The sequence below is a fragment of the Marinobacterium weihaiense genome, assembly GCF_019061305.1.
GTDB classification, from domain to species: Bacteria; Pseudomonadota; Gammaproteobacteria; order Pseudomonadales; family Balneatricaceae; genus Marinobacterium; species Marinobacterium weihaiense.
This window is the reverse complement of the sequence record NZ_JAHQZT010000006.1, coordinates 19,784-42,572: the sequence shown is the minus strand read 5'-3', so window position 1 is coordinate 42,572 and position 22,789 is coordinate 19,784. Positions and strand designations below refer to the sequence as shown.

Annotated in this window: 21 protein-coding genes; 17 read left to right on the top strand and 4 right to left on the bottom strand. The window is 60.6% G+C overall.

Annotation, left to right across the window (positions count from 1 at the left end):
• The first annotated feature begins 47 nt into the window (after positions 1-47).
• On the top strand, positions 48-2,036 hold the full coding sequence (locus tag KTN04_RS05990; RefSeq protein ID WP_217334316.1) for a methyl-accepting chemotaxis protein: 1,989 nt from the start codon (positions 48-50) through the stop codon (positions 2,034-2,036).
• 49 nt (positions 2,037-2,085) lie between these two features.
• Here KTN04_RS05990 and KTN04_RS05985 read toward each other — a convergent pair whose 3' ends face one another.
• Together KTN04_RS05985 and KTN04_RS05980 are read right to left on the bottom strand one after the other, a co-directional pair.
• Positions 2,086-3,666, bottom strand: coding sequence for a methyl-accepting chemotaxis protein (locus KTN04_RS05985; protein WP_217334315.1), 1,581 nt, complete (start codon positions 3,664-3,666; stop codon positions 2,086-2,088).
• A 139-nt stretch (positions 3,667-3,805) separates the two neighbouring features.
• Positions 3,806-6,061 carry an arginine/lysine/ornithine decarboxylase gene (locus tag KTN04_RS05980; protein ID WP_217334314.1) on the bottom strand — a complete coding sequence of 752 codons (2,256 nt, stop codon included), beginning with the start codon at positions 6,059-6,061 and terminating at the stop codon, positions 3,806-3,808.
• Positions 6,062-6,253: 192 nt separating this feature from the next.
• Between KTN04_RS05980 and KTN04_RS05975 the strand changes: the two genes are divergently transcribed.
• The 9 genes from KTN04_RS05975 (at position 6,254) to KTN04_RS05935 (ending at position 15,815) form a co-directional block, all read left to right on the top strand.
• The gene (locus KTN04_RS05975; protein WP_217334313.1) at positions 6,254-6,652 is read left to right on the top strand and encodes a hypothetical protein; all 399 of its coding nucleotides are present in this window, start codon (positions 6,254-6,256) and stop codon (positions 6,650-6,652) included.
• Positions 6,653-6,725: 73 nt separating this feature from the next.
• Positions 6,726-7,448 carry a UTRA domain-containing protein gene (locus KTN04_RS05970; protein WP_217334312.1) on the top strand — a complete coding sequence of 241 codons (723 nt, stop codon included), beginning with the start codon at positions 6,726-6,728 and terminating at the stop codon, positions 7,446-7,448.
• A gap of 77 nt (positions 7,449-7,525) precedes the next feature.
• Entirely contained in the window at positions 7,526-8,758 is a 1,233-nt protein-coding gene (locus KTN04_RS05965; RefSeq protein ID WP_217334311.1) for an NAD(P)/FAD-dependent oxidoreductase, read from the top strand.
• A gap of 120 nt (positions 8,759-8,878) precedes the next feature.
• Complete coding sequence (locus tag KTN04_RS05960) at positions 8,879-9,901, top strand: putative 2-aminoethylphosphonate ABC transporter substrate-binding protein (RefSeq protein ID WP_217334310.1); 1,023 nt, start codon at positions 8,879-8,881, stop codon at positions 9,899-9,901.
• A gap of 68 nt (positions 9,902-9,969) precedes the next feature.
• Positions 9,970-11,139 (top strand): putative 2-aminoethylphosphonate ABC transporter ATP-binding protein, encoded by a 1,170-nt coding sequence (locus KTN04_RS05955; protein WP_217334309.1) that lies wholly within the window; start codon positions 9,970-9,972, stop codon positions 11,137-11,139.
• Positions 11,139-12,833, top strand: coding sequence for a putative 2-aminoethylphosphonate ABC transporter permease subunit (locus tag KTN04_RS05950; protein WP_217334308.1), 1,695 nt, complete (start codon positions 11,139-11,141; stop codon positions 12,831-12,833). Before KTN04_RS05955 ends, KTN04_RS05950 begins: the two co-directional genes overlap by 1 nt.
• An 87-nt stretch (positions 12,834-12,920) precedes the next feature.
• Entirely contained in the window at positions 12,921-14,066 is a 1,146-nt protein-coding gene (locus KTN04_RS05945; protein ID WP_217334307.1) for a 2-aminoethylphosphonate--pyruvate transaminase, read from the top strand.
• Between the two features lie 28 nt (positions 14,067-14,094).
• Positions 14,095-14,934, top strand: coding sequence for a phosphonoacetaldehyde hydrolase (gene phnX, locus KTN04_RS05940; RefSeq protein ID WP_217334306.1), 840 nt, complete (start codon positions 14,095-14,097; stop codon positions 14,932-14,934).
• Positions 14,931-15,815, top strand: coding sequence for an EamA family transporter (locus KTN04_RS05935; RefSeq protein WP_217334305.1), 885 nt, complete (start codon positions 14,931-14,933; stop codon positions 15,813-15,815). Before phnX ends, KTN04_RS05935 begins: the two co-directional genes overlap by 4 nt.
• A gap of 13 nt (positions 15,816-15,828) precedes the next feature.
• On the opposite strand, the gene KTN04_RS05930 is transcribed toward KTN04_RS05935, so the two are convergent.
• Entirely contained in the window at positions 15,829-16,161 is a 333-nt protein-coding gene (locus KTN04_RS05930; RefSeq protein WP_217334304.1) for a DMT family transporter, read from the bottom strand.
• 148 nt (positions 16,162-16,309) lie between these two features.
• Here KTN04_RS05930 and KTN04_RS05925 point away from each other — a divergent pair, with 148 nt between their 5' ends.
• The gene (locus KTN04_RS05925) at positions 16,310-16,858 is read left to right on the top strand and encodes a YbhB/YbcL family Raf kinase inhibitor-like protein (protein WP_217334303.1); all 549 of its coding nucleotides are present in this window, start codon (positions 16,310-16,312) and stop codon (positions 16,856-16,858) included.
• Positions 16,859-16,862: 4 nt separating this feature from the next.
• Here KTN04_RS05925 and KTN04_RS05920 read toward each other — a convergent pair whose 3' ends face one another.
• A complete protein-coding gene (locus KTN04_RS05920) occupies positions 16,863-17,810 on the bottom strand; it encodes a LysR substrate-binding domain-containing protein (protein WP_217334302.1) in 948 nt (315 codons plus the stop codon).
• 307 nt (positions 17,811-18,117) lie between these two features.
• Here KTN04_RS05920 and phnG point away from each other — a divergent pair, with 307 nt between their 5' ends.
• The 6 genes from phnG to phnL are packed head-to-tail and all read left to right on the top strand — an operon-like array spanning position 18,118 to position 22,781.
• The gene (gene phnG, locus KTN04_RS05915; RefSeq protein ID WP_217334301.1) at positions 18,118-18,588 is read left to right on the top strand and encodes a phosphonate C-P lyase system protein PhnG; all 471 of its coding nucleotides are present in this window, start codon (positions 18,118-18,120) and stop codon (positions 18,586-18,588) included.
• Complete coding sequence (phnH, locus tag KTN04_RS05910) at positions 18,588-19,232, top strand: phosphonate C-P lyase system protein PhnH (protein WP_217334300.1); 645 nt, start codon at positions 18,588-18,590, stop codon at positions 19,230-19,232. Before phnG ends, phnH begins: the two co-directional genes overlap by 1 nt.
• A complete protein-coding gene (locus KTN04_RS05905) occupies positions 19,232-20,359 on the top strand; it encodes a carbon-phosphorus lyase complex subunit PhnI (protein WP_217334299.1) in 1,128 nt (375 codons plus the stop codon). Before phnH ends, KTN04_RS05905 begins: the two co-directional genes overlap by 1 nt.
• The gene (locus KTN04_RS05900) at positions 20,356-21,258 is read left to right on the top strand and encodes an alpha-D-ribose 1-methylphosphonate 5-phosphate C-P-lyase PhnJ (protein ID WP_217334298.1); all 903 of its coding nucleotides are present in this window, start codon (positions 20,356-20,358) and stop codon (positions 21,256-21,258) included. Before KTN04_RS05905 ends, KTN04_RS05900 begins: the two co-directional genes overlap by 4 nt.
• Positions 21,258-22,076: a phosphonate C-P lyase system protein PhnK gene (gene phnK / locus KTN04_RS05895; protein WP_217334297.1), complete on the top strand. Its 819-nt coding sequence runs from the start codon at positions 21,258-21,260 to the stop codon at positions 22,074-22,076. The genes KTN04_RS05900 and phnK overlap by 1 nt, the downstream gene beginning before the upstream one ends.
• 9 nt (positions 22,077-22,085) lie before the next feature.
• Positions 22,086-22,781 carry a phosphonate C-P lyase system protein PhnL gene (gene phnL, locus KTN04_RS05890; RefSeq protein ID WP_217334296.1) on the top strand — a complete coding sequence of 232 codons (696 nt, stop codon included), beginning with the start codon at positions 22,086-22,088 and terminating at the stop codon, positions 22,779-22,781.
• Positions 22,782-22,789 lie beyond the last annotated feature (8 nt).

The window sequence follows — 22,789 nt, the reverse complement described above, 5'->3', positions numbered from 1 at the left end:
TATGCTGTCGCTGATCGTATGCATCAAATTCAACTCGGGACAGAGTGATGTTCAAATATTCCCTGGATAAGCATTCTCTGCGGTACAAGACCGGCCGCATTCTTGAGCAGACGCTGGAAGCGATAGGGCTGCGTTCGCTGGATGCGCAGTTCATGTTTTCCTATGTGCTCATCTTTGTACTAACGGCCCTGATCGGTGCCTCTGTCTGGATGGCCGGCAGCGACGATGCCACCTCTATCAACGTGGCCGGCAAGCAGCGCATGCTTAGCCAGCGCTTGGCCAAGGAAACGCTGCTACTGCAGCAGGGCGCCGTGGGGCCGGAGCTGCCGCGTGCCACCATACAGAGTTTTGAGGCAGCGCATCAGGCACTGCTCAATGGCAATGCCGAGATGGGCGTCAAGGGGACCCGCAACGAAGACATTCGCCGCCAGCTTGAGCATGTGGGGCAGTTGTGGCGTGAATACCGTGCCGACATTGAGCGTCTGATCCAGGGCCGTGGCGATGCGGTCGAGCTGAGCCAGTTGCAGCGTAACTCCTTGCAGGTGCTGACCGAGATGAACAAGGCGGTGGGCATGATGGAGCGGCATGCCATTGCCGAGCAGTCATTGCTGCAGAACATCGCCTTGGCGGTGACCGCGGTCGTACTCATCTTGATCGTGATGGGACGTTTTTTCGGTTTCACCGTCATGTTCCGCCAGATCAAAAATCTGCGTGATCACCTTCGCATTCTGGCCAAAGGCAATTTTTCCGTACCGATCGAAATTGACAATCCCAACAATGAAGTCGGTCAGAACTATGCCGCCTACAATGCTATCATCCTGGAAGTGGGTGAGCTGCTGCAGAAGGTCAGTCAGACGGCAACCCGGATCAGTACCGGCATCAGCCAGGTCAATTCCGACCTGGCGGATACCGACCGCGGTGTCAGCAGCCAGCAGTCTCAGATTGAAATGGTCGCTGCAGCCGTTGCCGAGATGGCCGCGACCGTGCAGGAAGTGGCTCAAAGTGCGGCCAATGCTGCTGAAGCGGCCGAGTCAGCCAATGATTCAGCCAAGGGCGGTCAGCAACTGGTATCAACCGTTAGCGACCAGATCGGTGCTGTGGCTGATCAGGTACGCTCTTCCGGCGAGGTCATAGATGCCCTGGCGCGTGACAGCGAGGAAGTCAGTCAGATTCTGGATGTGATTACCGCCATCGCCGAGCAGACCAATCTATTGGCACTGAACGCGGCCATCGAGGCGGCACGTGCCGGTGAACAGGGGCGAGGGTTTGCCGTGGTCGCTGACGAGGTGCGCAACCTGGCGCGTCGTACCCAAGAATCGACGGAGAGCATTGCACGCATTGTGGAACGGTTGCAAAAGCAGTCGGCGTCGGCAGTCAGTTCAATCAACACCAGCCAGCAGCTGGCCGAGGAGAGTGTCGCTAATGCCGAAGAGGCTCGCAGTGTGCTGCTACGCATTGTGGATGCGGTCAGTGTCATCTCCGACATGAATACCCAGATTGCCACGGCTTCTGAGGAACAGAGTCAGGTGGCCCAGGATATGGATCGTCACATCAATGGTATTGCTGATGAAGCGCGTCGAACCTCCGGTTATTCGCGCCAGTCGGTTGCGGTTACACAGCGCATCAGCAGTTATATGGATGAGCTGTTGCAGGAAGTTGTCCATTTCGAAACCAACCATGACGGCATTGATCTCAGTGCTGCCAAATCGGCACACCTGTCATGGAAAACCCGCTTGCGCAGTTTCCTGGACGGCCAGTCGACACTGACGGAAAAAGAGGCTGTGTCACACTTCGATTGTGCGTTCGGCAAGTGGTATTACTCTGAAGGTAAGCAGAAGTATGGCCAGATGGCCGAGTTTCGTAGCATAGAAGCGCCTCATGAGCAGCTACACAGTGTCGTGAAAGAAGCCATCGGCTTCAAGTCATCAGGTCAGATGCAGGATGCCGAACGCTGCTATGACCAGGTATCAATGCTGTCGGATGAAATCATCAGCAAGTTGACAGCGCTTGAGGACAAGGTGCAGGCCCAGTCTTGAGTGGGAGGCAAGCGGTGTCGACAGCTTGTCGTACCGCTTGCTTCGGCGTTCAGGCCTTGAGCGACCAGAAGTGGCTGGACAGCCGTTTCAGATTCTGTGACAGGTTGCTCATCTGTTCGACCGATGCGGCCGTTTCCTGTCCCTGCTGCAGGTTGGTGCCGGCCACGTCCCGAATCAGATCCACGTTGCGCCCGACTTCACTGCTCACCTGCAGCTGCTGCTCCACAGCGGAGGCAATCTGGGTGTTCATGTCGCTGATCTGGGTGACACCGGATGCAATCTGCTGCAGTGCTTCGGCCGCTTCCAGTGCTCTGGCTACAGTGGTTTCGGCTTTTGTCCGGCTCTTCTGCATGGCCCTGACAGCTTGCCGCGAGCCCTCCTGTAGAGTATCCAAAAGCGTCTGTATCTCGTTGACCGAAGCCTGGCTCTGTTGGGCCAGTGCGCGGACCTCGTCGGCCACGACCGCAAAACCTCGTCCCTGATCACCCGCGCGGGCCGCTTCAATCGCTGCATTCAGTGCCAGCATGTTGGTGCGCTCGGAAATGCCGGTAATGACCTCGAGAATGCCGTGAATGTTAGCACTGTTCTGTGCCAGTTTATCGATCACGTCGGTGCCCTGGTCGATGTCTGCACTCAGTGCCTGCAGGGCGTCACGGGCCTGTGTCATGAGGGTACGTCCGTTGTGCGCTTCCTGGGTCGAGTTTTCCGCGTTGCTGGCGCTGAACTGCGCATGGCGGGCTACATCCTCGATACTGGCAACCATTTCACTCATGGCCGAGGCAATGGAAGCGGTCTCGGCCTGCTGGTGGCGCAAGCCTTCACTGCTGCGTTGAGCCGCCGCGTCCAGACGTTCTGCATTCTGGCTTAACTGCTCGGCGGAATCGCTGATGCGTCCGGCGATACCCTTGGCCTCAGAACGCAGCCGAAACAGGGCGTAGCGCAGTTGTCCTGCTTCATCATCGCGGCCGGCATAGATGTGGCGGGCGATGGCATCATCGGAGATATCCCTGCGTGTCTCCTCCACGACTTGATGCAATGGGTGGACCAGCAACATGCACAGCAGGCAGGTGAATAGGGCCGAGGCAATGGCCGGCCAAGCCACGGCCAGGCCCAGAATGCCGGATGCAAACAGGCCCGCACTGATCAGGCTGATCAGCACGCCGGCTGCCATCATCTTGAGCGGCAAGCCAAGGCGTGAGGGCCATGCGGTTTTAAACGGCTGCCCATTGTTCAAGCGGGTATAAAGCTGCTCGGCGCGGGTGACCTGTGCCGGGTCGGGGCGAGTGCGTACGGACTGGTATTCAACGGTTTCATTGTCGACCTGGATGGGGGTGACATAGGCATTGACCCAGTAATGATCACCGTTCTTGCAACGGTTTTTTACCAGTCCCATCCAGGATTGTCCGTGTTTGACGGTATCCCAGAGTGACTTGAAGGCTGCCGGCGGCATATCCGGGTGGCGTACGACATTATGGCTTTTGCCCTGCAGCTCATGTGCCGTAAAACCGGAGACATCAAGAAAGGTATCGTTGACGTAGGTGATTTGACCTTTGAGATTGGTCGTGGAGAGGATATTGGCGTGCTCGGAAAACTCGACGGCATGACCCGTCACGGGGAGGTTCTTCTTCATGGGCATCTTGTCCTTGTTATTGTGCCATGTGAATGTCCTGCACCCGACTATAGACGACCCACAAATAATGTGGAAATTTTATGTATAAAAAAGGCGACTTTGTCCAGTCGCCTTTGGGAGTAATTGTGGCGGATTTGTATCAGTCCTTGACCACATCCACGAAGTAGGCGTCCTTGCCGTTCACGTCTTCACGCACCAGACCGTGGACATCGGTTTCAAAACCCGGGAAGCGGGAGTTGAAATCACGTGCGAACTGCAGATAGCGCACGATGGTCTTGTTGAAGCGCTCGCCCGGTACCAGCAGCGGGATGCCCGGCGGGTAGGGCGTCACCAGCATGGCGGTGACACGGCCTTCCAGCGCATCGATGGAGACGCGTTCCACCTCGCGGTGTGCCATCTTGGCCCAGGCATCGGCCGGAGTCATGGCCGGTTCGATGTTGGACAGGTACATCTCGGTGGTGATGCGTGCCACGTCGTACTGTTTGTAGACGTTGTGGATTTCGGTACAGAGATCGCGCAGGCCAGTGCGCTCATACTGTGGGTGCTTCTTGGCAAACTCCGGCATCACGCGCCACATGGGCAGGTTGCGGTCATAGTCGTCCTTGAACTGCTGCAGCTCGGTCACCATGGAGTTCCAGCGGCCCTTGGTGATGCCGATGGTGAACATGATGAAGAAGGAGTACAGACCGGTCTTCTCGATGATGATGCCGTGCTCGGCCAGGTACTTGCTGACGATGGCCGCAGGAATACCGACTTCGTCGAACTCGCCCTTCAGGTTAAGCCCCGGGGTGATAATAGTGGACTTGATCGGGTCCAGCATGTTGAAGCCGGAATCGATCTTGCCGAAGCCGTGCCAGTCGTCATCGTCATGGATGATCCAGTTGTCGCGATCGCCCAGGCCTTCCTCGGCCTGTACATCCGGGCCCCAGACCTTGAACCACCAGTCATGCTCACCGAACTCCTCGTCCACCTTGTGCATGGCGCGACGGAAATCGATCGCTTCCAGCAGCGATTCTTCTACCAGTGCCTTGCCGCCCGGCGGTTCCATCATCGCTGCCGCCACATCGCAGGAGGCGATGATCGCGTATTGCGGGCTGGTGGAGGAGTGCATCAGGTAGGACTCGTTGAAGCGATGGGTATCCAGCTTGCGGTTGCTGCCGTCCTGTACCAGGATCTGCGACGCCTGAGATAGACCCGCCAGTAACTTGTGCGTGGACTGGGTGGCAAACACCAGGGTCTCATCCGAGCGCGGGCGACCTTCACCTATGGCGTGCATGTTGTGGTAGAAGTCATGGAAGCTCGCGTGTGGCAACCAGGCTTCGTCAAAATGCAGCGTATCGATGGTGTTGCCCAACATCTCCTTGATCGTCTCGACGTTGTAGACGATGCCGTCGTAGGTGCTTTGGGTGATGGTTAGAATGCGTGGCTTCTTGTTCTTCGCTTCGCGGGCGAAGGGGTTGGCCTCGATTTTCTTGCGGATCGTTTCCGGATCAAACTCGCTCTTCGGAATCGGACCAATGATGCCGTAGTTGTTGCGGGTCGGCATCAGGAACACCGGGATCGCGCCGGTCATGATGATCGAGTGCAGGATCGACTTGTGGCAGTTACGGTCGACTACCACGATATCGCCCGGTGCCACCGTGGAATGCCACACCACCTTGTTGGAGGTGGAGGTGCCGTTGGTGACGAAGAACAGGTGATCGGCGTTGAAAATGCGCGCGGCGTTGGCCTCACTGGCGGAGACCGGGCCGGTGTGGTCCAGCAGCTGACCCAGCTCTTCCACCGCATTGCACACGTCGGCACGTAGCATGTTTTCACCGAAGAACTGGTGGAACATCTGGCCGACCGGGCTTTTCAGGAAGGCAACGCCGCCGGAATGGCCGGGGCAGTGCCAAGAATAGGAGCTGTCGCTGGCGTAATCCATCAGGGCACTGAAAAACGGCGGTGCCAGGCTTTGCAAGTATTTGGTTGCCTCACGGATGATATGACGTGCGACAAACTCCGGCGTGTCCTCGAACATGTGGATGAAACCGTGCAGCTCACGCAGGATATCGTTGGAGATGTGGCGCGAGGTCCGGGTTTCGCCGTATAGGAAAATCGGGATTTCGGCATTGCGCTTGCGCACTTCACCGATGAAGTCGCGGATGGAAGCCAATGCCTTGTTGACGTCTTCGTCCGAGCCGGAGCCGAATTCTTCGTCATCAATGGACAGAATAAAGCAGGAGGCTCGACTGGCCTGCTGTGCGAATGACGTCAGGTCACCATAACTGGTAAAGCCGATGACCTCCATGCCTTCGCGACTGATCGCTTCAGACAGGTCGCGAATGCCTGAGCCTGAGATGTTTTCGGAGCGATAATCTTCGTCGATGACGACGACCGGAAAACGAAATTTCATTCACACAAATCCTGCAAATTGGGGCGGATTTCCAGACAGCCTGGACAGTGCGCAATTGTAGCAGTGGCAAGGGGGGTGTAAAGCGGAGCTGCGTCATCGGGGTGTCATTCTACGGTGCTACTCTTGATTCGATAAAGGTGCCGTTATTGAGGCCAAACGGGGCTCCAGTGGCCCGAGTACGGGAATTGCTGCATGCAGGATTACAATGGTTGGCAGGTCAAGGTCGATAGCGCACATCAGATCTGGGCGTATGGCGTGGTGTTGGGTCACTGTCCGAGCCTGCCGGCATCCACACGTGGATGGCTCGGCTTCTGTACGAAGGATATTAATCTGCTGGCCGGCCCCTGGGGGCCTGACCCCGCTGATCATCTGATGTTGAGCGGTGAAGTGGCCCGGCGGGCGGCCGTTGGGACGAGCGATTGGCTGAGTATTGTGCTGCAGCCAGGTGTGCCCGAACTGGCATTGCGGGTGCGACGGGCGGGCACCTGTATTCCTCTGCCGGGACGCCGGGTTTGGCTGGCGATTCATCGGTCTCGGATCAACTATATACCCGGGGTGCAGGAACCTCGGTGTCTGCCCTGCGGCGGTTGACTGTTATTGACGGTCCCTTTGCCGCTATTCTGCCACCTAGTCGTTTCTCAGTGTGAGGATTCAAATTTTTCCGATGTGCCGAACTGATTATCCCGTATACCTGCAACTGCGTGATCGCCTCTGGGACTGGATCGAGGCGGAGCAACTCTCCAGCCAGCAACGCCTGCCGTCCGAGCGCGAACTCTCGGAACGGTTTCACACCACGCGCGTGACCATCCGCCAGGCCCTGGCACAGCTGGAAGCGGAAGGGCTCATCTTTCGGTCCAATCGGCGTGGCTGGTTCATCACGCCCGAACGGCTGCGTTACGACCCCAGCCGCGATGTCGGCTTCAATCGTTACGTCATCGAACAAGGCTTTCGGCCACGCACGGAAACCCTGTTCAAGCAGCTGACGGAAGTACCGCCCTGGCTGGCTGAAACCACCGGGCTGGCGGTGGGCGCCCCCATCTACCACGTGTTTCGGCGGCGCTACGTGGATGAGCGCGGGCTGCTGGTGGAGCACAACTATCTCAACCCGGCGCGCTGTCCCGGGCTGCTCGGTGAAAGTACCGACCTGTCGATCTGGCAGATGCTGCGTGACAAGTACGACTTGCGCCCGGAACATCGTGACATCGAAATCTATCCGCTGGCGCTGAAAGGGCAGGAAGCCGAAGCCCTGAACGTCAACCAGGGCACAGCCGGGCTGTACATACAGCGCTTGAGTCATGATCAGGATGGCGAGTTTCTGGAGCTGGACCGGGAATACTGGCTGCATGATGCCCTGAAAATCGCGGTGCATATCGGCAACCGTCACTGAGCGCTGCAATCAATCTGTCACCGCGGTGTCATTTTGCCGGCCCATAATCTGGTCTATACCAGATTGGAGCCGGATTCATGCAATACCCCTCGACAGACTTTCTCATCATCGGTGGCGGCATCCTGGGTGCCGCCACGGCCTGGTCGCTGGCGCAGCGCGCTCCGGTCGGCAGCCGTATCCGCATTGTCGAAGCCGGGCTGACGGCGGCGGCGACCACCAGTCAGGCGGCGGCCCTGCTGACGCGGGTGCGCCCGGACCCGGCCATGGCCGCGCTGGTGGCGCAAACCTTTGCTGCCATCGATCAGCTGGATGCCGTGCTGGAGGCGCCATTGCCGCTGCGCCGTGTGGGCAGCCTGCACCTGGCGACCGAGGCGGGCGGCAAGGACTATCTGCAACAGACGGCGGAGACGGCCACTCGGCTGGGGCTGCAGGCCGACTGGCTGACCCCGGCACAGGTGCAGACGCGCGCGCCCTGGCTGGCGCCTGATGACAGGGGGCAGGCGCTGTTTGTGGCCGATGATGGCTATCTGGACCCGGTGCAGCTGGCGCAGGGCTACCTGAGCGCGGCCCGTCGCCTGGGGGTTGAGGTGGTGCAGAACTGTCGCATCGAGCAGCTGCTGGTCGAGCAGGGCCGGGCGGTCGGCGTACATACCGCACAGGGCGAGATGCGCGCGCAGACGCTGATTTGCTGTGCCGGTCCCTGGTCGATCCCTTTGCTGGCACAGCACGGCGTGGCTCTGGCGATGGCGCCAGTACGCAGTCACTACTGGATCAGCGACGACAATCCCGCACTCTTTCCTGCCGACAGCCCGATGGTAATCCTGCCGGATGCCAACGCCTATGCGCGCCCCGAAGTGGGCGGGCTGCTGTTCGGTCTGCGTGACCGGCAGGCGGTGTATGGCGACCCGGCCAATCTGCCGGCGGATATTCACGGTTACCTGTTCAACTGCGACCCGGACGGCTGGGAATGCCTTGAAACCGGCTGGGCCGAACTGGCCGAGGTATTCCCGGCGCTGGCGCAGCTGGGCATTGCCCATTACCTGACCGGTGTGTCCAGTTACACCCCCGATGGCAAGCCGCTGCTGGGAGTCACGGCGCTGCCCGGCCTGTTGGTCGGCACCGGCTGCTCTGGCGGCGGCATTGCCCTGTCCGGCGGCATCGGGCGTCTGCTGGCCGAGCAGGCGCTGGAGCAGCCGCTGTCTACCGACGCAACGCCGTTTGCCGTTGATCGCTTCGGTGCGGTTGATCCGTTCAGCGAGGCGTTTCGGGTCCGCTGTGCCCTGGCGCGCAGCCAAAAACGATCCGGTTAAAAAACATGCAATCTTTCGTTCATTGTTTTGCAACAGAGTACTGTGAAAATCCATTGGTATAGACCAGATACACGCCGGTTTTCATTCCAATGCATGTTCAACGGATAAAAGGATTACACCATGACGCTTAACCTGAAAAAGACCCTGCTGGCGGCTGCGGTTGCCCTGACAACAACCGGCGCACAGGCCGCGACGGAGCTGACGGTTTATACCGCGCTGGAAGCGGACCAGCTCAAGTCCTATGCCAAGGCGTTCGAAAGTGCTAACCCCGATATCAAGATCCGCTGGGTACGTGACTCCACTGGCATCATCACGGCGCGGCTGCTGGCCGAAAAGGACAATCCCCAGGCGGATGCCATTCTGGGGGTCGCGGCCACCAGCCTGCTGGTGCTGAAGAATCAGCAGATGCTGCAGCCGTACACGCCGAAAGGTGTGGATGCGCTGAGCGGTCAGTTCGTTGACAAGGACGAGGTTCCTTCATGGGTGGGCATGGATGCCTGGGTGGCATCGATCTGTTTCAACCGCATCGAAGCGAAGAAACATGACCTGCCGATGCCGACCAACTGGAAGGATCTGACCAAGCCGGTGTACCAGGGTCATGTGGTGATGCCGAACCCGAACTCGTCCGGCACCGGCTATCTGGATGTGGCCAGCTGGCTGCAGACCTTCGGCGAAGAGCAGGGCTGGGCGTTCATGGATGATCTGCACCAGAACATCGACCGCTACACCCATTCAGGCTCCAAGCCCTGCAAGATGGCCGCCTCCGGCGAAACCCCGATCGGCATCTCCTTTGCCTACCGCGGCGCCAAGCTGATCAACCAGGGGGCGCCGATCGATCTGGCGTTCCCGTCTGAAGGGCTGGGCTGGGACATGGAAGCGGCGGCCATCGTCAAGGGTACCGACAAGATGGCGGCGGCCGGCAAGCTCATGGACTGGGCCGTCAGCCGTGACGCCAACAGGCTCTACAACGACAACTATGCGGTCGTTGCCATGCCGGGCGTGGCCAAGCCGGTGCCGAACTACCCGGCCGATATCGCTGAACGCATGATCGATAACGACTTTGAATGGGCCGCCGTCAACCGTGCGCGCATTCTCAAGGAATGGCAGCAGCGCTACGACGGCAAGAGCGAAGCGAAAAACTGATCGCCCGGAGCGTTACTCAAGGAGGGTGACGGCTGTCGCCCTCCCGCTATTTTTTACGGAGACTGAACATGACCACTTCAACCCACTACCTGCAGATTCAGCATCTGCGCAAGTCCTTTGGCAGTTTCACCGCACTGGATGACATTTCCCTGGAAATCAAGGAAGGCGAGTTCATCTGCTTCCTGGGTCCGTCCGGCTGCGGCAAAACCACGCTGCTCAGAGCGATTGCCGGTCTGGAACAGCAGGAAGAGGGGCGCATCGTGCAGGCCGGGCGCGACATCTCGACCCTGCCGCCGCAGCAGCGTGATTTCGGCATCGTGTTTCAGTCCTATGCCCTGTTTCCCAACCTGACCGTGAGCGAAAACATCGCCTACGGTCTGGCCAACATGAAGATTCCGCGCCGCGAGCGCGAGCAGCGTGTCCAGTCACTGCTGGACCAGATTCACCTGCCGGAGATCGGCGACAAGTTCCCCGGCCAGCTGTCCGGCGGCCAGCAGCAGCGTGTGGCGCTGGCCCGTGCCCTGGCGACCGAGCCCGGCCTATTGCTGCTGGACGAGCCGCTGTCGGCGCTGGATGCCCGTGTACGCCTGCACCTGCGCAACGAGATCTGCGCCCTGCAGCGCAAGCTGGGCATCACCACCATCATGGTGACCCATGACCAGGACGAGGCGCTGACCATGGCGGATCGTATCGTGGTCATGGATCACGGCCGCATCGCCCAGATCGGCACCCCGGAAGAGATCTACCGCCAGCCGGCCACCGAATTCGTAGCCCGTTTTGTTGGCAGCATGAACCTGCTGCCGGCCCGAGTGCTCAGCCACAACCAGCTGATGCTAGGACGCAAGGAGGTGCAGGTGCCGTTGATGCTGCCGCCCTGTGACGAGGGCACGCTGGGCTTCCGTCCCGAGAGCGTGCAGCTGCATGCCGCCCCCTGGGGGCTGGACCGCAGCGAGCAGCTGGTATTCCAGGCGCAGCTGGAGCAGGTCCACTTCATGGGCGCCTTTGTCCGCCTGGAGCTGGGCTATGACGCCGAGCTGCCGCAGATCCACGTCGACCTGCCGGTGGAGCAGCTGCACAGCCTGAACCCGGCGGTGGGGCGAGCCCTTTGGCTGAGCGTGCCGGCGGCGGCGCTCAAGTTTTATCCGCAGGAAGGCCAGAACCGTAATCCCGTCAGTGAAGCGGGGCACAACGGCCAGATGAATCTGGGCGTGGCGGCCATGCAGGTGGCAGGAGCCTGATGATGTCCGCGACCCTAAGTCTGGCCGCCAAACGCGGCTTTGATACCGAAACCTGGCTGCAGCGCCTGATCGTGGCGGCCGGGGTGCTGTTCCTGCTGCTGGCGCTGCTGGTGCCGCTGCTGACCATGCTGGTCAAGAGCCTGCAGAACGGGGCCGGCGAGTATATCGGCCTGAGCAACTTCATCGCCTATTTCAGCAACCCGGCATTGACCGAGTCGATTCTGAATTCGCTCAATATCGCCGTCTGGACCACGCTGATCGTGGTTTCGACCGCCTTTGTCTTCGCCTATGCCCTGACCCGCAGTGGCATGGTGGGGAAAAAGGGCTTCCGTCTGCTGACCATGCTGCCGCTGTTTGCGCCCTCGCTGCTGCCGGCGCTGAGCATGATCTACCTGTTCGGCAACCAGGGCATTCTCAAGGACTGGCTGCCGGTGGACAGCATCTACGGTCCGGTGGGCATCGTCATGGGCCTGAGCTTCTGGGCCTTTCCCCATGCGCTGATGATCCTGATTACCGCCTTCAGCAACAGCGATGCGCGCCTGTATGAAGCGGCCAAATCGATGAAAACGCCGTCCTGGCGCGTGTTCCTGACCGTGACGCTGCCGTCGGTGCGCTACGGTCTGATCAACACCATCTTCGTGATTTTCACCCTGACCATCACCGATTTCGGCGTTGCCAAGGTGATTGGCGGGCAGTACAACGTGTTGGCCACCGATATCTACAAGCAGGTGGTGGGGCAGCAGAACTTTCAGATGGGCGCGGTGGTCAGCGTGATCCTGCTGCTGCCGGCGCTGGTGTCTTTTATCGTCGAGCGTCGGGTGCAGCGCCATCAGTCATCCCAGCTGTCGGCCCGCGCCGTGCCGCTGCAACCCAACAAGGCGCCGCTGCGTGATGCCCTGCTGACCCTGTTCTGCACCCTAGTCTGTGGTTTCCTGCTGCTGGTGGTGGGCATGGCGATTTACGCCTCCTTCATCACCTTCTGGCCCTACAACATGGCGCTGTCGTTCAACAACTACCGCTTCGACATGATGGATGGCGGTGGCTGGGCGTCCTATTTCAACTCGCTGCAGATGTCGGCCTGGGCCGCCGTGATCGGCACCGCCGTGGTCTTCCTGGTGGCGTACATGAGCGAGAAGATCAAGCCGATGCCAACGGCGCGCAAGCTGCTGCAGCTGCTGGCGATGTTGCCGATGGCGGTGCCGGGCATCGTGCTTGGCCTGGCGTACATCTTCTTCTTCAACCAGCCCAACAACCCGCTGAACCTGATGTACGGCACCATGGCGATCCTGGTCCTGAACACGCTGGTGCACTTCTACACCGTGTGTCACCTGACCGCCGTGACCAGCCTGAAGCAGATCGACAACGAGTTCGAGGCGGTGTCGGCCTCGCTGAAAGTGCCGTTCTACACCACGCTCCGTCGCGTCACCCTGCCGCTGGCCCTGCCGTCGGTGCTGGATATCTCCGTGTACCTGTTCGTCAACGCCATGACCACGGTGTCGGCGGTGGTGTTCCTGTACTCGGCCGAGACCACCCTGGCCTCGGTGGCGGTGCTGCACATGGATGAAGCGGGGGATACGGCCCCGGCCGCCGCCATGGCGGTGCTGCTGATGTTGACCTCGCTGGCGGCCAAAACACTGCACTGGCTGATCAGCCACCAGATTCTGCAACGCACCCAGCGCTGGCGGCAGCGCTGAGGCCGGGGGCACCTGCGGGTGCCCCGCCTGATCCGAGCCAAAATTTTTTGCTTCGAAACCCTGGTATAGACCAGAAAGAGAGAGATCATGACAACTGAACAGCCTTATCTGCTGACCCCTGGCCCCATCACCACCACCCTTAGCGTCAAGCAGGCGATGCTGCAGGACTGGGGCTCCTGGGATGGCGACTTCCGAGCCATGACCGCCCGGCTGTGCCAGCAGCTGGTAACCCTGATCGATGGCGAAGACAGCCATGTTTGCGTACCCATGCAGGGCTCCGGCACCTTCGCCGTGGAAGCTACTCTGGCCACGCTGGTGCCGAAGAACGGCAAGCTGCTGATTCTGATGAACGGTGCCTACGGCCAGCGCATGGGCACGATCATGGACTACCTGGGCCGTGACTACGTGGCGCTGGACAAGGGCGACTACGCACCACCGCGAGGCGAAGAGGTGGAAGCGATGCTGGCCGCCGACCCGACGATTACCCATGTGGCCGTGGTGCACTGCGAAACCAGCTCCGGCATCCTCAACCCGGTGGAGGAGATCGCCGAGGTGGTGGCGCGTCAGGGCCGTCGTTTGATCATCGATTCCATGAGTGCCTTTGGTGCTGTCGCGATCAGTGCCAAAACCGTGCAGTTTGATGCACTGATTTCCTCGGCCAACAAGTGCTTTGAGGGCGTACCCGGCTTCGGCTTCAGCCTGATTCGCCGGAGCGCGCTGGAAGCCTCCAAGGGCAATGCTCACTCGCTGAGCATGGACCTGCTCGACCAGTGGCAGTACCTGGCCAAGACCGGTCAGTGGCGCTATACCCCGCCGACTCACGTGGTGGCGGCGTTCCTGCAGGCGCTGAAGGAGCATGCAGAGGAGGGCGGTATTGCCGGGCGCTATGCACGCTATCAGCGTAACCAGCAGCGCCTGGTGGCCGGCATGCGCCAGCTCGGTTTCGAGACCCTGCTCAGCGATGAGTGGCTGTCGCCGATCATCATCACCTTCTTCTCGCCGGGCCATGACCACTTCGACTTCCAGACCTTCTACGACCGCATGAAAGCCCGTGGCTTCATCATTTACCCGGGCAAGTTGACCGCAGCGGAGAGCTTCCGCCTGGGCTGTATCGGCCAGCTGTACGATGAGCAGATCGATGCGGTCCTGGCCGCCGTGGCCGCCGTGCTGGACGAACTGCAGATCCCGTCCGGCGCGCCCATCCACACGCTGAACGCGGCGGCGACCGCCTGACCCCACTGAATTCAACGGAGACATTGTCATGACTGCACCGATTTACCAGTTTGAACGCCGTTACACCGGCCCCATCGAAGCCGTGATCATGGACTGGGCCGGTACCACCGTGGACTTCGGTTCCATGGCGCCGATCCGTGCCTTCCAGCGCCTGTTCGCTGACGAAGGCGTGCCGATCAGCGAAGCCGAAGCCCGTGGCCCCATGGGCACCGAAAAGCGTGAACATATCCGCCAGCTGTGTGCCCATCCGCGTATTCAGGACACCTGGAAAGACGTGAAGGGCGCGCTGCCGACCAAGGCCGACATCGACCGCATGTACGACGACTTCGTGCCGCTGCAGATCGACGCCATCGCCCAGACTGCCGAGCTGATCCCGGGCCTGACCGAGGCGCTGGACTGGATGCGTGCTAACGATATCCGCATCGGTGCCAATACCGGTTATGCGGGCAGCATGATCGAAGGCCTGCTGGCCCGTGCCGCCGAGCAGGGCTACACCCCGGACAGCAACGTCTGCGCCACCGAAGTGCCCAAGGGCCGTCCCTATCCGTACATGAGCCTGAAAAACGCCATGGATCTGGGCGTGCAGCACCTCTGCGCCTGCGTCAAAATCGATGACACCCTGACCGGTATCGAGGAAGGGCTCAACGCCGGCATGTGGACCATCGGCGTCGCCGTCAGCGGCAATGAAGTGGGCATGAGTCTGGAAGCCTGGCAGGCGTTGAACCCCGAGGAACAGGCGCTTCGCCGTACGGCTGCCTACCAGCGCATGATCGGCAGCGGTGCCCACTATGTCATCGACAGCATCGCTGATGTGATCCCTTGTCTGGAAGAGATCGCGGCCCGCCTGGCCATGGGCGAGAAGCCGTGACCCCAGCCGCCATCGGATTGATCCTGGTTTCAGCCCTGCTGCATGCGGGCTGGAACCTGATCGGCAAACGCACCGCTCAGACGGTGCGTTTTTATGCCTGGGCCATGGGACTGGGCATGCTGATCTTCAGTCCACTGCTGATCCGGGCCTGGCCCGAGGTCGCGGCGTTGCCCGCGGCGTTCTGGTGGCTGCTGCTGGCCTCGGGGCTGTGCCAGACCCTCTACCTGACCGGTCTGGCCAAGGCGTACAGCCATGGCAACCTGAATATGGTCTACCCGCTGGCGCGGGCGCTGCCGGTGCTGATCGTGCCGGCGGTGGTGCTGATCACTTACGGTCAAAGCCAGCTGCAGGCGACGGATCTGATCGGCATGGGCCTGATCATGCTGGGGTCGCTGGCGTTGCCGCTGGTGTGCTGGCGCGACTGGCACTGGCGTAACTACTGCACCCCGGCCATCGGCTGGGTGCTGCTGGCCGCCTGCGCCACCGCCGGGTATTCGGTGTTGGACAGCGCCGCGATTCAGCTGATGAAACAGCAGGGCATGAGCGCCTTCGATGCTGGCAGCAGTTTTGTCGTCCTGCAGGCCGCTGCCTGTCTGCTGTGGATGCTGCCATTGATCCGCTGGGGCTTTGGCGAGTCGCTGAGGGCCGTACCGGACTTCGGCTGGACGCTGTTGGCAGGCAGTTTTATCATCGGCACTTACCTGCTGATTCTGGTCAGCATGTCGATGGTCAGCGAAGTCAGCTACGTGGTGGCGCTGCGTCAGGTCAGCATCCCCCTGGGGGTATTGATCGGCGTGTTCTGGCTGAGCGAGGCAGTCAGCCGGCCCAGGCTGCAGGGGCTGGTGGTGATGGTAGCGGGGTTAGTGCTGGTGTCGGTGTGACGGTGGCGCGGGCTCAATGCCCGCCTGCCTTTGAAAACAGATTGATCACCGCCACGCCCGCCAGTATGAGCGCCATGCCCAGCATAGCAGCCGGATCCAGCTTCTGGCCGTAGAGCCACCAGCCGACCAGTGCAATCAGGATAATGCCCACCCCCGCCCAGATCGCATAGGCGATACCCACCGGAATAACCTTGAGTGTCAGCGACAGAAAATAGAACGCCAGCAAGTAGCCACCGGCCACCAGCAGTGAAGGCAACGGGCGGGTAAAGCCCTCGCTCGCTTTCAGGGCGGAGGTGGCCACCACTTCCGACAGAATGGCGATGGACAGAAACAGCCAGTATTTCATGGGCGTCATCCTTTGAGCGATGGGAAAAGTAAGAGTGTATCAGTGCCGGATTAAAGCGGGCACACCAGTGGGTAGGATAAAGTTGCCGGTCTTGGCCCGATTTGTGTGTACACTGGATACCTGTTTTATCACGCATTTGGAGGGACTCATGCGCACGTTACTGACCTCACTGGGGGCGTCCTGGCTGTTGGCATCCGGCTTGGCCGGCGCACTCGAGCTGTCGAGCACGGATATCGAACAGAACACGCTGATGGACAAGCGGCACGAGTTCCAGGGGTTCGGATGTACCGGCGATAACCTCTCGCCGCAACTGTCTTGGTCGGATGCTCCCGAAGGCACCCGTGCCTTTGCCCTGTTTGCTCATGACCCGGATGCACCAACGGGCAGTGGCTGGTGGCACTGGCAGGTGATCAACATTCCGGCCGATGTCACCAGCCTGCCAAGGGGGGCCGGTGACCCTGCGCGCAGCCTGATGCCACCCGCCAGTGTTCAGCTGAACAATGATTTTGGCACCACCGGTTTTGGCGGTGCCTGCACACCGATCGGCAGGGGCGAGCACCGTTATCGGTTTACGGTACATGCCCTGTCGAAGCCTTTGGAGTTGCCTGACAACGCTTCGGCCGCAATGGTCGGTTATCTGGTTAATGCTCATTCGCTGGAGTCCAGCACCATCGAAGCCCTGTATCGGCGCGACTGATCGTTCAACCAGAGCTTCCCTCCGTCTGTGCGGCTTCCGAGCGCCGAATATACTGCTCTTCCCGCTCCAGCGTGGTCTGCAGCCAGTCGCGGAAGGCGATCACCTTGGGTGAGGGCGGTTTGTTCGGCAGTACCAGGTAGTGTGCGCCCGAGACCTTCAATGTAAAGGGGTGTGCTTGCAGCAGTTTGCCTTCGTCCATCAACGGCTTGAGGTTGAAACTGCGCGCCAGTAGCAGGCCTATGCCGTTGCAGGCCGCATCGAAGGCGGCGGTGCTGGTGTCACATTCCAGTACCGGCATCGGCATCAGGCTGGATAGTCCCTGCTGGCGAAACCACTGCAGCCAGCTCTCTTTCTCGCCGATGATGGAGATCAGCGGCACCTGCAGAATCTTCATCGCATCCTCATTCACCGGGTAGCGCGCCAGAAAGTCGGGGCTGCCGACCACCACCAGATGCTCCCGCGTCATCCGTTCCACCTGCATGCCGCTCCAGTTGCCGTAGCCGTTGGAAATCTCAATATCGGCTTCCTCGACTTCGTCCTGTGATGGCCAGACCGCCGACATCAGCCGCAGACGAATCCCCGGATGCTGCGCATAGAAACTGGTCAGCCGAGGCATCAGCCAGCGCTGTAGAAAACTGCTGCCGCACTTCACTTTCAGCAACGCCCGGTGGTCGGAGCCGAAAAGCTCATGGGTGCCGGTTTGCAGCATACCGAAGGCTTCGGTCAGCAATGGCAGATAGGCACGAGCGGCGTCGGTCAGCTCCAGCCCGCGCGGCTTGCGAATGAACAGCTGGGTATCCAGGTATTCCTCCAGCAGCTTGACCTGTTGGCTGATGGCACCCTGAGTCACGTACAGCTCCTCGGCGGCACGGGTCAGGCTGCGCAGACGCGCGGCGGCTTCAAAGCTCTTCAGGGCATTGAGCGGTGGCAGCGGTCTGTGGGTGTGTTTCATGGATCGACTCATGGCAGTTCAGGGGATGGCGTCAGGCAGAGCCCAGAAAATCTAAGAAGCAGGGCGCGGCCGCAGGCATGAATAGCAGAGAGTTGTGGCAGTAATATTTCAGCGCCTCGGCGACAAAAAGCTTTCCAGCCCCTGCCGGTGTCGAACCCGGGCGCAAAGCCACAGCCCGGCGGGGACTTGGCGCTGGCATTAGCATTTCTCGGCCATGCGTACAGAAACCCTCCGTTTTTTCCGCCGTTGCGGCTCAGCACAATGGCGCCATCCACGTCATCCAAACCTATTTGAATGGATCGCAAACATGTCTGTTGAACAACAGCAGGAAACGCCAGAGACCTGTGCCCGCCAGCATTGGATGGGCGTACTGGCCAAGTCCAGTGTCGCGGCGCTACAGCAGCGCTGGCAGGCACTTTCGCTGGAGCCTGAATATCAATTTATCCGCAAGCCTGAAACTGGCCTGGCTATGCTGCGTGGCCGTGTCGGCGGCAGCGGTCAGCCGTTCAACATGGGCGAAATGACCCTGACCCGCTGCGCCGTACGACTGGCCAGCGGCACGCTGGGTGTCAGCTATGTGTCCGGCCGCAACAGCCAGCATGCCGTTACCGCCGCGTTGGCGGATGCCTTGTTGCAGGAGCGCAGTACTCAAAGCCTGTTGCAACGTGAGCTGATTGAGCCCCTGCAGGACGAGCTGGAGGCAGAGCGTCAGCAACGTGCGGCCCAAGCCAACAGCACCCGCGTTGATTTCTTCACCCTGGTACGAGGAGAGGACTGATGGCCGTTTCCAGTCATGAATTGATCGCCGGCTTTGCTGATCCGGTACAGGCGTCTCAGCAGGTGTTTCGCGCTGCACTCAAGGTGATGAGCGAGCCGGGCACGCGGGTCGAGGTTGATTACGTCGAACAGGCGCCCAAGGGGCTGGACCTGTCCACCTGGCAGCTGGCGCTGAGCCTGCTTGATCCCGATACCCGTGTCTGGCTCAGCCCGACGCTGGCCAGCAGCGATGCGGTGATCAGCAACCTGCGTTTCCACTGCCAGTGTCCGCTGGTTGAGTTTCCGAAAGATGCCGATTTTGCCATCGCCCTGAATACCGAGCTGCCGCAACTGGCCGAACTGAACTGGGGCAGTGCCGAGTATCCAGATCGTTCCACGACTCTCGTGGTGCAGGTGCCAGCCTTAAGCGCCGAGCCGTTCTGGACCCTGAGCGGCCCCGGTATCGAACACACGCGCTCTTTGCGTATTGCCGGACTGCCGGATGCCTTCCGCGCCGAGCTGATCAAAAGCCGCCAGCGCTTCCCGCTGGGCATCGATACCTTCTGGTGCTGCGACAACCGGCTGACCGCGCTGCCGCGCACCACGAAAATTGAGCCGCGCACCACAGCAATCGAGCCACTTAACACAGAACAGGAGGCGTGCTGATGTACGTAGCTGTAAAGGGCGGTGAAAAGGCGATCGACAACGCCCATGCCCTGATGCGCACCCAGCGCCGTGGCGACACTGCCATTGCCGAACTGAGTGTTGACCAGATTCGCCAGCAGCTGCCGCTGGCCGTGGACCGGGTAATGAACGAAGGCTCGGTGTACGACCCGGAACTGGCCGCGCTGGCACTGAAACAGGCCAGTGGTGATGCGGTGGAAGCGATCTTCCTGCTGCGCGCTTACCGCACCACGTTGCCGCGTTTCGGGTACAGCGAGCCGCTGGATACCGAACAGATGCAGATCGAGCGCCGTATCTCCGGCACCTTCAAGGACCTGCCTGGCGGGCAGATTCTGGGCTCCACCTACGACTATACCCACCGCCTGCTGGATTTCAGTTTGTTGGCGGCAGGCGAGGCGGAAGTAGCACCTGAAGAAGCCAATGCCCTGTCTGAAGCGCTGGCTGCTGGCAACAGCTGCCCACGGGTACTTGAGCTGCTCAACCGGGAAGGTCTGATCGAGCAGAGCCGTGAATCAGGCCAGGACGATCAGGTTCCTCGTGATTTGACCCGCGAACCAGTCAACTACCCGGCCGAACGCGCCGTGCGCCTGCAAAACCTGATACGCGGTGACGAGGGCTTCCTGCTGTCACTGAGTTACGCCTCCATGCGCGGCTACGGCGACAGCCACCCCTTCTCCGGCGAGATGCGCACCGGTCGCGTCAGTGTCGAGCTGGTGCCTGAAGAGCTGGGTTTCCCGATCGAGGTGGGCGAAGTACTGCTGACCGAGAGCGAAATGGTCAACCAGTTCCACGGCTCCAAGGATCTGCCGCCGCAGTTTACCCGGGGTTATGGCATCGCCTTTGGCCGTGCCGAACGCAAGGCGATGTCGGTGGCGCTGGTAGAACGCGCCCTGCGTGCCGAGGAGCTGGGCGAAGAGGTGCTCTACCCGACCCAGGATCAGGAGTTCGTGCTGTCCCACACCGACTGCGTCTCCGCCAACGGCTTCGTGTCGCATCTGAAATTGCCGCACTACGTCGACTTCCAGTCCGAACTGGAGATGATCCGCCGCCTGCGCAAGGAGCAGGGGGCGCGTACCGAAAGCACTACACAAAAGGAGGCCGACGCATGAGCACCGCCACCGGCTACAACTTTGCCTATCTGGACGAACAGTCCAAGCGCATGATTCGTCGCGCCATCCTCAAGGGCGTGGCCATTCCCGGCTATCAGGTGCCGTTCGGTGGTCGCGAGATGCCGCTGCCCCACGGCTGGGGCACCGGCGGCATGCAGGTTACCGCCAGCGTGATCGGCGAGACCGACAAGTTGAAGGTGATCGATCAGGGCGCCGATGACACCACCAACGCGGTCAGCATCCGTCGTTTCTTCGCCCACACCGCCGGCGTGGAGACCACTGAACAGACCGCCGACGCGACGTTGATCCAGACCCGTCACCGTATCCCGGAGCGCCCGCTGCAGGCGGATCAGATCCTGATCTATCAGGTGCCGATCCCCGAGCCGCTGCGCTTCATCGAGCCGCGCGAGAGTGAGACGCGCAAGATGCACGCGCTCAGCGAGTACGGTGCCATGCAGGTGAAACTGTACGAAGACGTGGCCCGGTTCGGCCATATCGCCACCAGCTACGACTACCCGGTAATGGTGAACAACCGCTACATGATGGACCCGTCGCCGATCCCGAAATTCGACAACCCGAAGATGAGCATGATGCCGGCACTGCAGCTGTTCGGCGCCGGTTTCGAGAAGCGCATCTACGCCGTGCCGCCGTTTACGCAGGTAGAAAGCCTGGACTTCGATGACCATCCGTTCGAGGTACAGAGCTGGGACGAAGCCTGCGCCATTTGTGGTTCTGACCATAGCTTCCTGGATGAAGTCATTACCGACGACAACGGCAGCAAGATGTTTGTCTGCTCCGATACCGATTATTGCCGCGAGCGCGTTGAGCAGGGATTTGTTGGCACGGCTGCTGACTTGCCCATTGCTGACTTGTCCATTGCTGAAGTGGAGACCAATTAATGAATACTGCAGTAGGCCTGCTGACTTCAACCAGCGAATGGCAGGATATCGCGCCGCTGCTGAGCGTGCGTGAACTGAACAAGTTCTACGCCCCGGGCAAGGGCTGTGGCGACATCAACTTCGATCTCTACCCGGGTGAAGTGCTGGGCATCGTCGGCGAGTCCGGCTCCGGTAAGTCGACCCTGCTGAGCTGCCTGTCGGCACGACTGACACCGGACTCCGGCAACGTCATCTACAACAGCGAACAGTTCGGCGAGATGGATCTGTACGATTGTGAAGAGTCGATGCGTCGTGTGCTGATGCGCTCCGAGTGGGGCATCGTGCACCAGCATGCCCGTGATGGCCTGCGTATGAATGTCAGCGCCGGGGCCAATATCGGTGAGCGGCTGATGGCGGTGGGCGAGCGTCACTACGGACAGATCAGAACCAAGGCCGAAGAGTGGCTGACCGCGGTGGAGATCGATACCGGCCGTATCGACGATCGCCCCAGCCAGTTTTCCGGCGGCATGCAGCAGCGCCTGCAGATCGCCCGTAATCTGGTCACCCACCCCAAACTGATCTTCATGGATGAGCCCACCGGCGGGCTGGACGTATCGGTGCAGGCCAAGCTGCTCGATCTGCTGCGCAACCTGGTATCCCGACTGGGGCTGTCGGTAATCATCGTCACCCACGACCTGGCCGTGGCGCGTTTGCTGGCGCACCGGTTGATGGTGATGCGTCGTGGTGAAGTGGTGGAAACCGGTCTGACCGATCAGGTTCTGGACGATCCCCAGCACCCCTACACCCAGTTGCTGGTGTCATCCATTCTGCAGAACTAGGAGCCTGTCATGACTGCAAACCCACTGATGATCGATGTGTCCGGGGTGGAGAAGGCCTTTACCCTGCACAATCAGGGCGGCGCCAGTTTTGGCGTGCTCGACAACGCCAGTCTGCAAGTGCAGGCCGGAGAATGTGTGGTGCTGCACGGCCAGTCCGGTGCCGGCAAAAGTACCTTCCTGAAAGCGCTGTACGCCAACTACTCCGTGGATGGTGGCGCGATTCGCCTGCGTGATGGTGAGCAGATGGTGGAGATCACCTCGGCACTGCCGCGCCGAATCATCGCCCTGCGCCGCCAGACGCTGGGGTATGTGTCCCAGTTCCTGCGCGTGATTCCGCGCGTGCCCACGCTGGAGGTGGTAATGCAGCCGCTGCTGGATCTGGGTGTGGATGCGGCCATCTGCGAAGCCAAGGCGAAGGACCTGCTGCAGCGGCTGAACGTGCCGGAGCGGCTCTGGTCGCTGGCGCCGGGCACCTTCTCCGGCGGAGAGCAGCAGCGCGTCAATATCGCCCGCGGCTTTATCGTCGATTACCCGATCCTGTTGCTGGACGAGCCTACGGCCTCGCTGGATGCCACCAACCGCAAGGTGGTGGTGGAACTGATTCGCGAAGCCAAGGCCCGTGGCGCCGCCGTCGTCGGCATCTTCCATGACGAAGACGTGCGTGAAGCGGTTGCCGATCGCCTCGTTGATATCAAAGCGATCTGATAGACATA

Coding starts and splice junctions, on each gene's coding strand:
- KTN04_RS05990 (WP_217334316.1), top strand. CDS start 48: ATGTTCAAATATTCCCTGGATAAGCATTCTCTGCGGTACAAGACCGGC.
- KTN04_RS05985 (WP_217334315.1), bottom strand. CDS start 3,666: ATGAAGAAGAACCTCCCCGTGACGGGTCATGCCGTCGAGTTTTCCGAG.
- KTN04_RS05980 (WP_217334314.1), bottom strand. CDS start 6,061: ATGAAATTTCGTTTTCCGGTCGTCGTCATCGACGAAGATTATCGCTCC.
- KTN04_RS05975 (WP_217334313.1), top strand. CDS start 6,254: ATGCAGGATTACAATGGTTGGCAGGTCAAGGTCGATAGCGCACATCAG.
- KTN04_RS05970 (WP_217334312.1), top strand. CDS start 6,726: ATGTGCCGAACTGATTATCCCGTATACCTGCAACTGCGTGATCGCCTC.
- KTN04_RS05965 (WP_217334311.1), top strand. CDS start 7,526: ATGCAATACCCCTCGACAGACTTTCTCATCATCGGTGGCGGCATCCTG.
- KTN04_RS05960 (WP_217334310.1), top strand. CDS start 8,879: ATGACGCTTAACCTGAAAAAGACCCTGCTGGCGGCTGCGGTTGCCCTG.
- KTN04_RS05955 (WP_217334309.1), top strand. CDS start 9,970: ATGACCACTTCAACCCACTACCTGCAGATTCAGCATCTGCGCAAGTCC.
- KTN04_RS05950 (WP_217334308.1), top strand. CDS start 11,139: ATGATGTCCGCGACCCTAAGTCTGGCCGCCAAACGCGGCTTTGATACC.
- KTN04_RS05945 (WP_217334307.1), top strand. CDS start 12,921: ATGACAACTGAACAGCCTTATCTGCTGACCCCTGGCCCCATCACCACC.
- phnX (WP_217334306.1), top strand. CDS start 14,095: ATGACTGCACCGATTTACCAGTTTGAACGCCGTTACACCGGCCCCATC.
- KTN04_RS05930 (WP_217334304.1), bottom strand. CDS start 16,161: ATGAAATACTGGCTGTTTCTGTCCATCGCCATTCTGTCGGAAGTGGTG.
- KTN04_RS05925 (WP_217334303.1), top strand. CDS start 16,310: ATGCGCACGTTACTGACCTCACTGGGGGCGTCCTGGCTGTTGGCATCC.
- KTN04_RS05920 (WP_217334302.1), bottom strand. CDS start 17,810: ATGAAACACACCCACAGACCGCTGCCACCGCTCAATGCCCTGAAGAGC.
- phnG (WP_217334301.1), top strand. CDS start 18,118: ATGTCTGTTGAACAACAGCAGGAAACGCCAGAGACCTGTGCCCGCCAG.
- phnH (WP_217334300.1), top strand. CDS start 18,588: ATGGCCGTTTCCAGTCATGAATTGATCGCCGGCTTTGCTGATCCGGTA.
- KTN04_RS05905 (WP_217334299.1), top strand. CDS start 19,232: ATGTACGTAGCTGTAAAGGGCGGTGAAAAGGCGATCGACAACGCCCAT.
- KTN04_RS05900 (WP_217334298.1), top strand. CDS start 20,356: ATGAGCACCGCCACCGGCTACAACTTTGCCTATCTGGACGAACAGTCC.
- phnK (WP_217334297.1), top strand. CDS start 21,258: ATGAATACTGCAGTAGGCCTGCTGACTTCAACCAGCGAATGGCAGGAT.
- phnL (WP_217334296.1), top strand. CDS start 22,086: ATGACTGCAAACCCACTGATGATCGATGTGTCCGGGGTGGAGAAGGCC.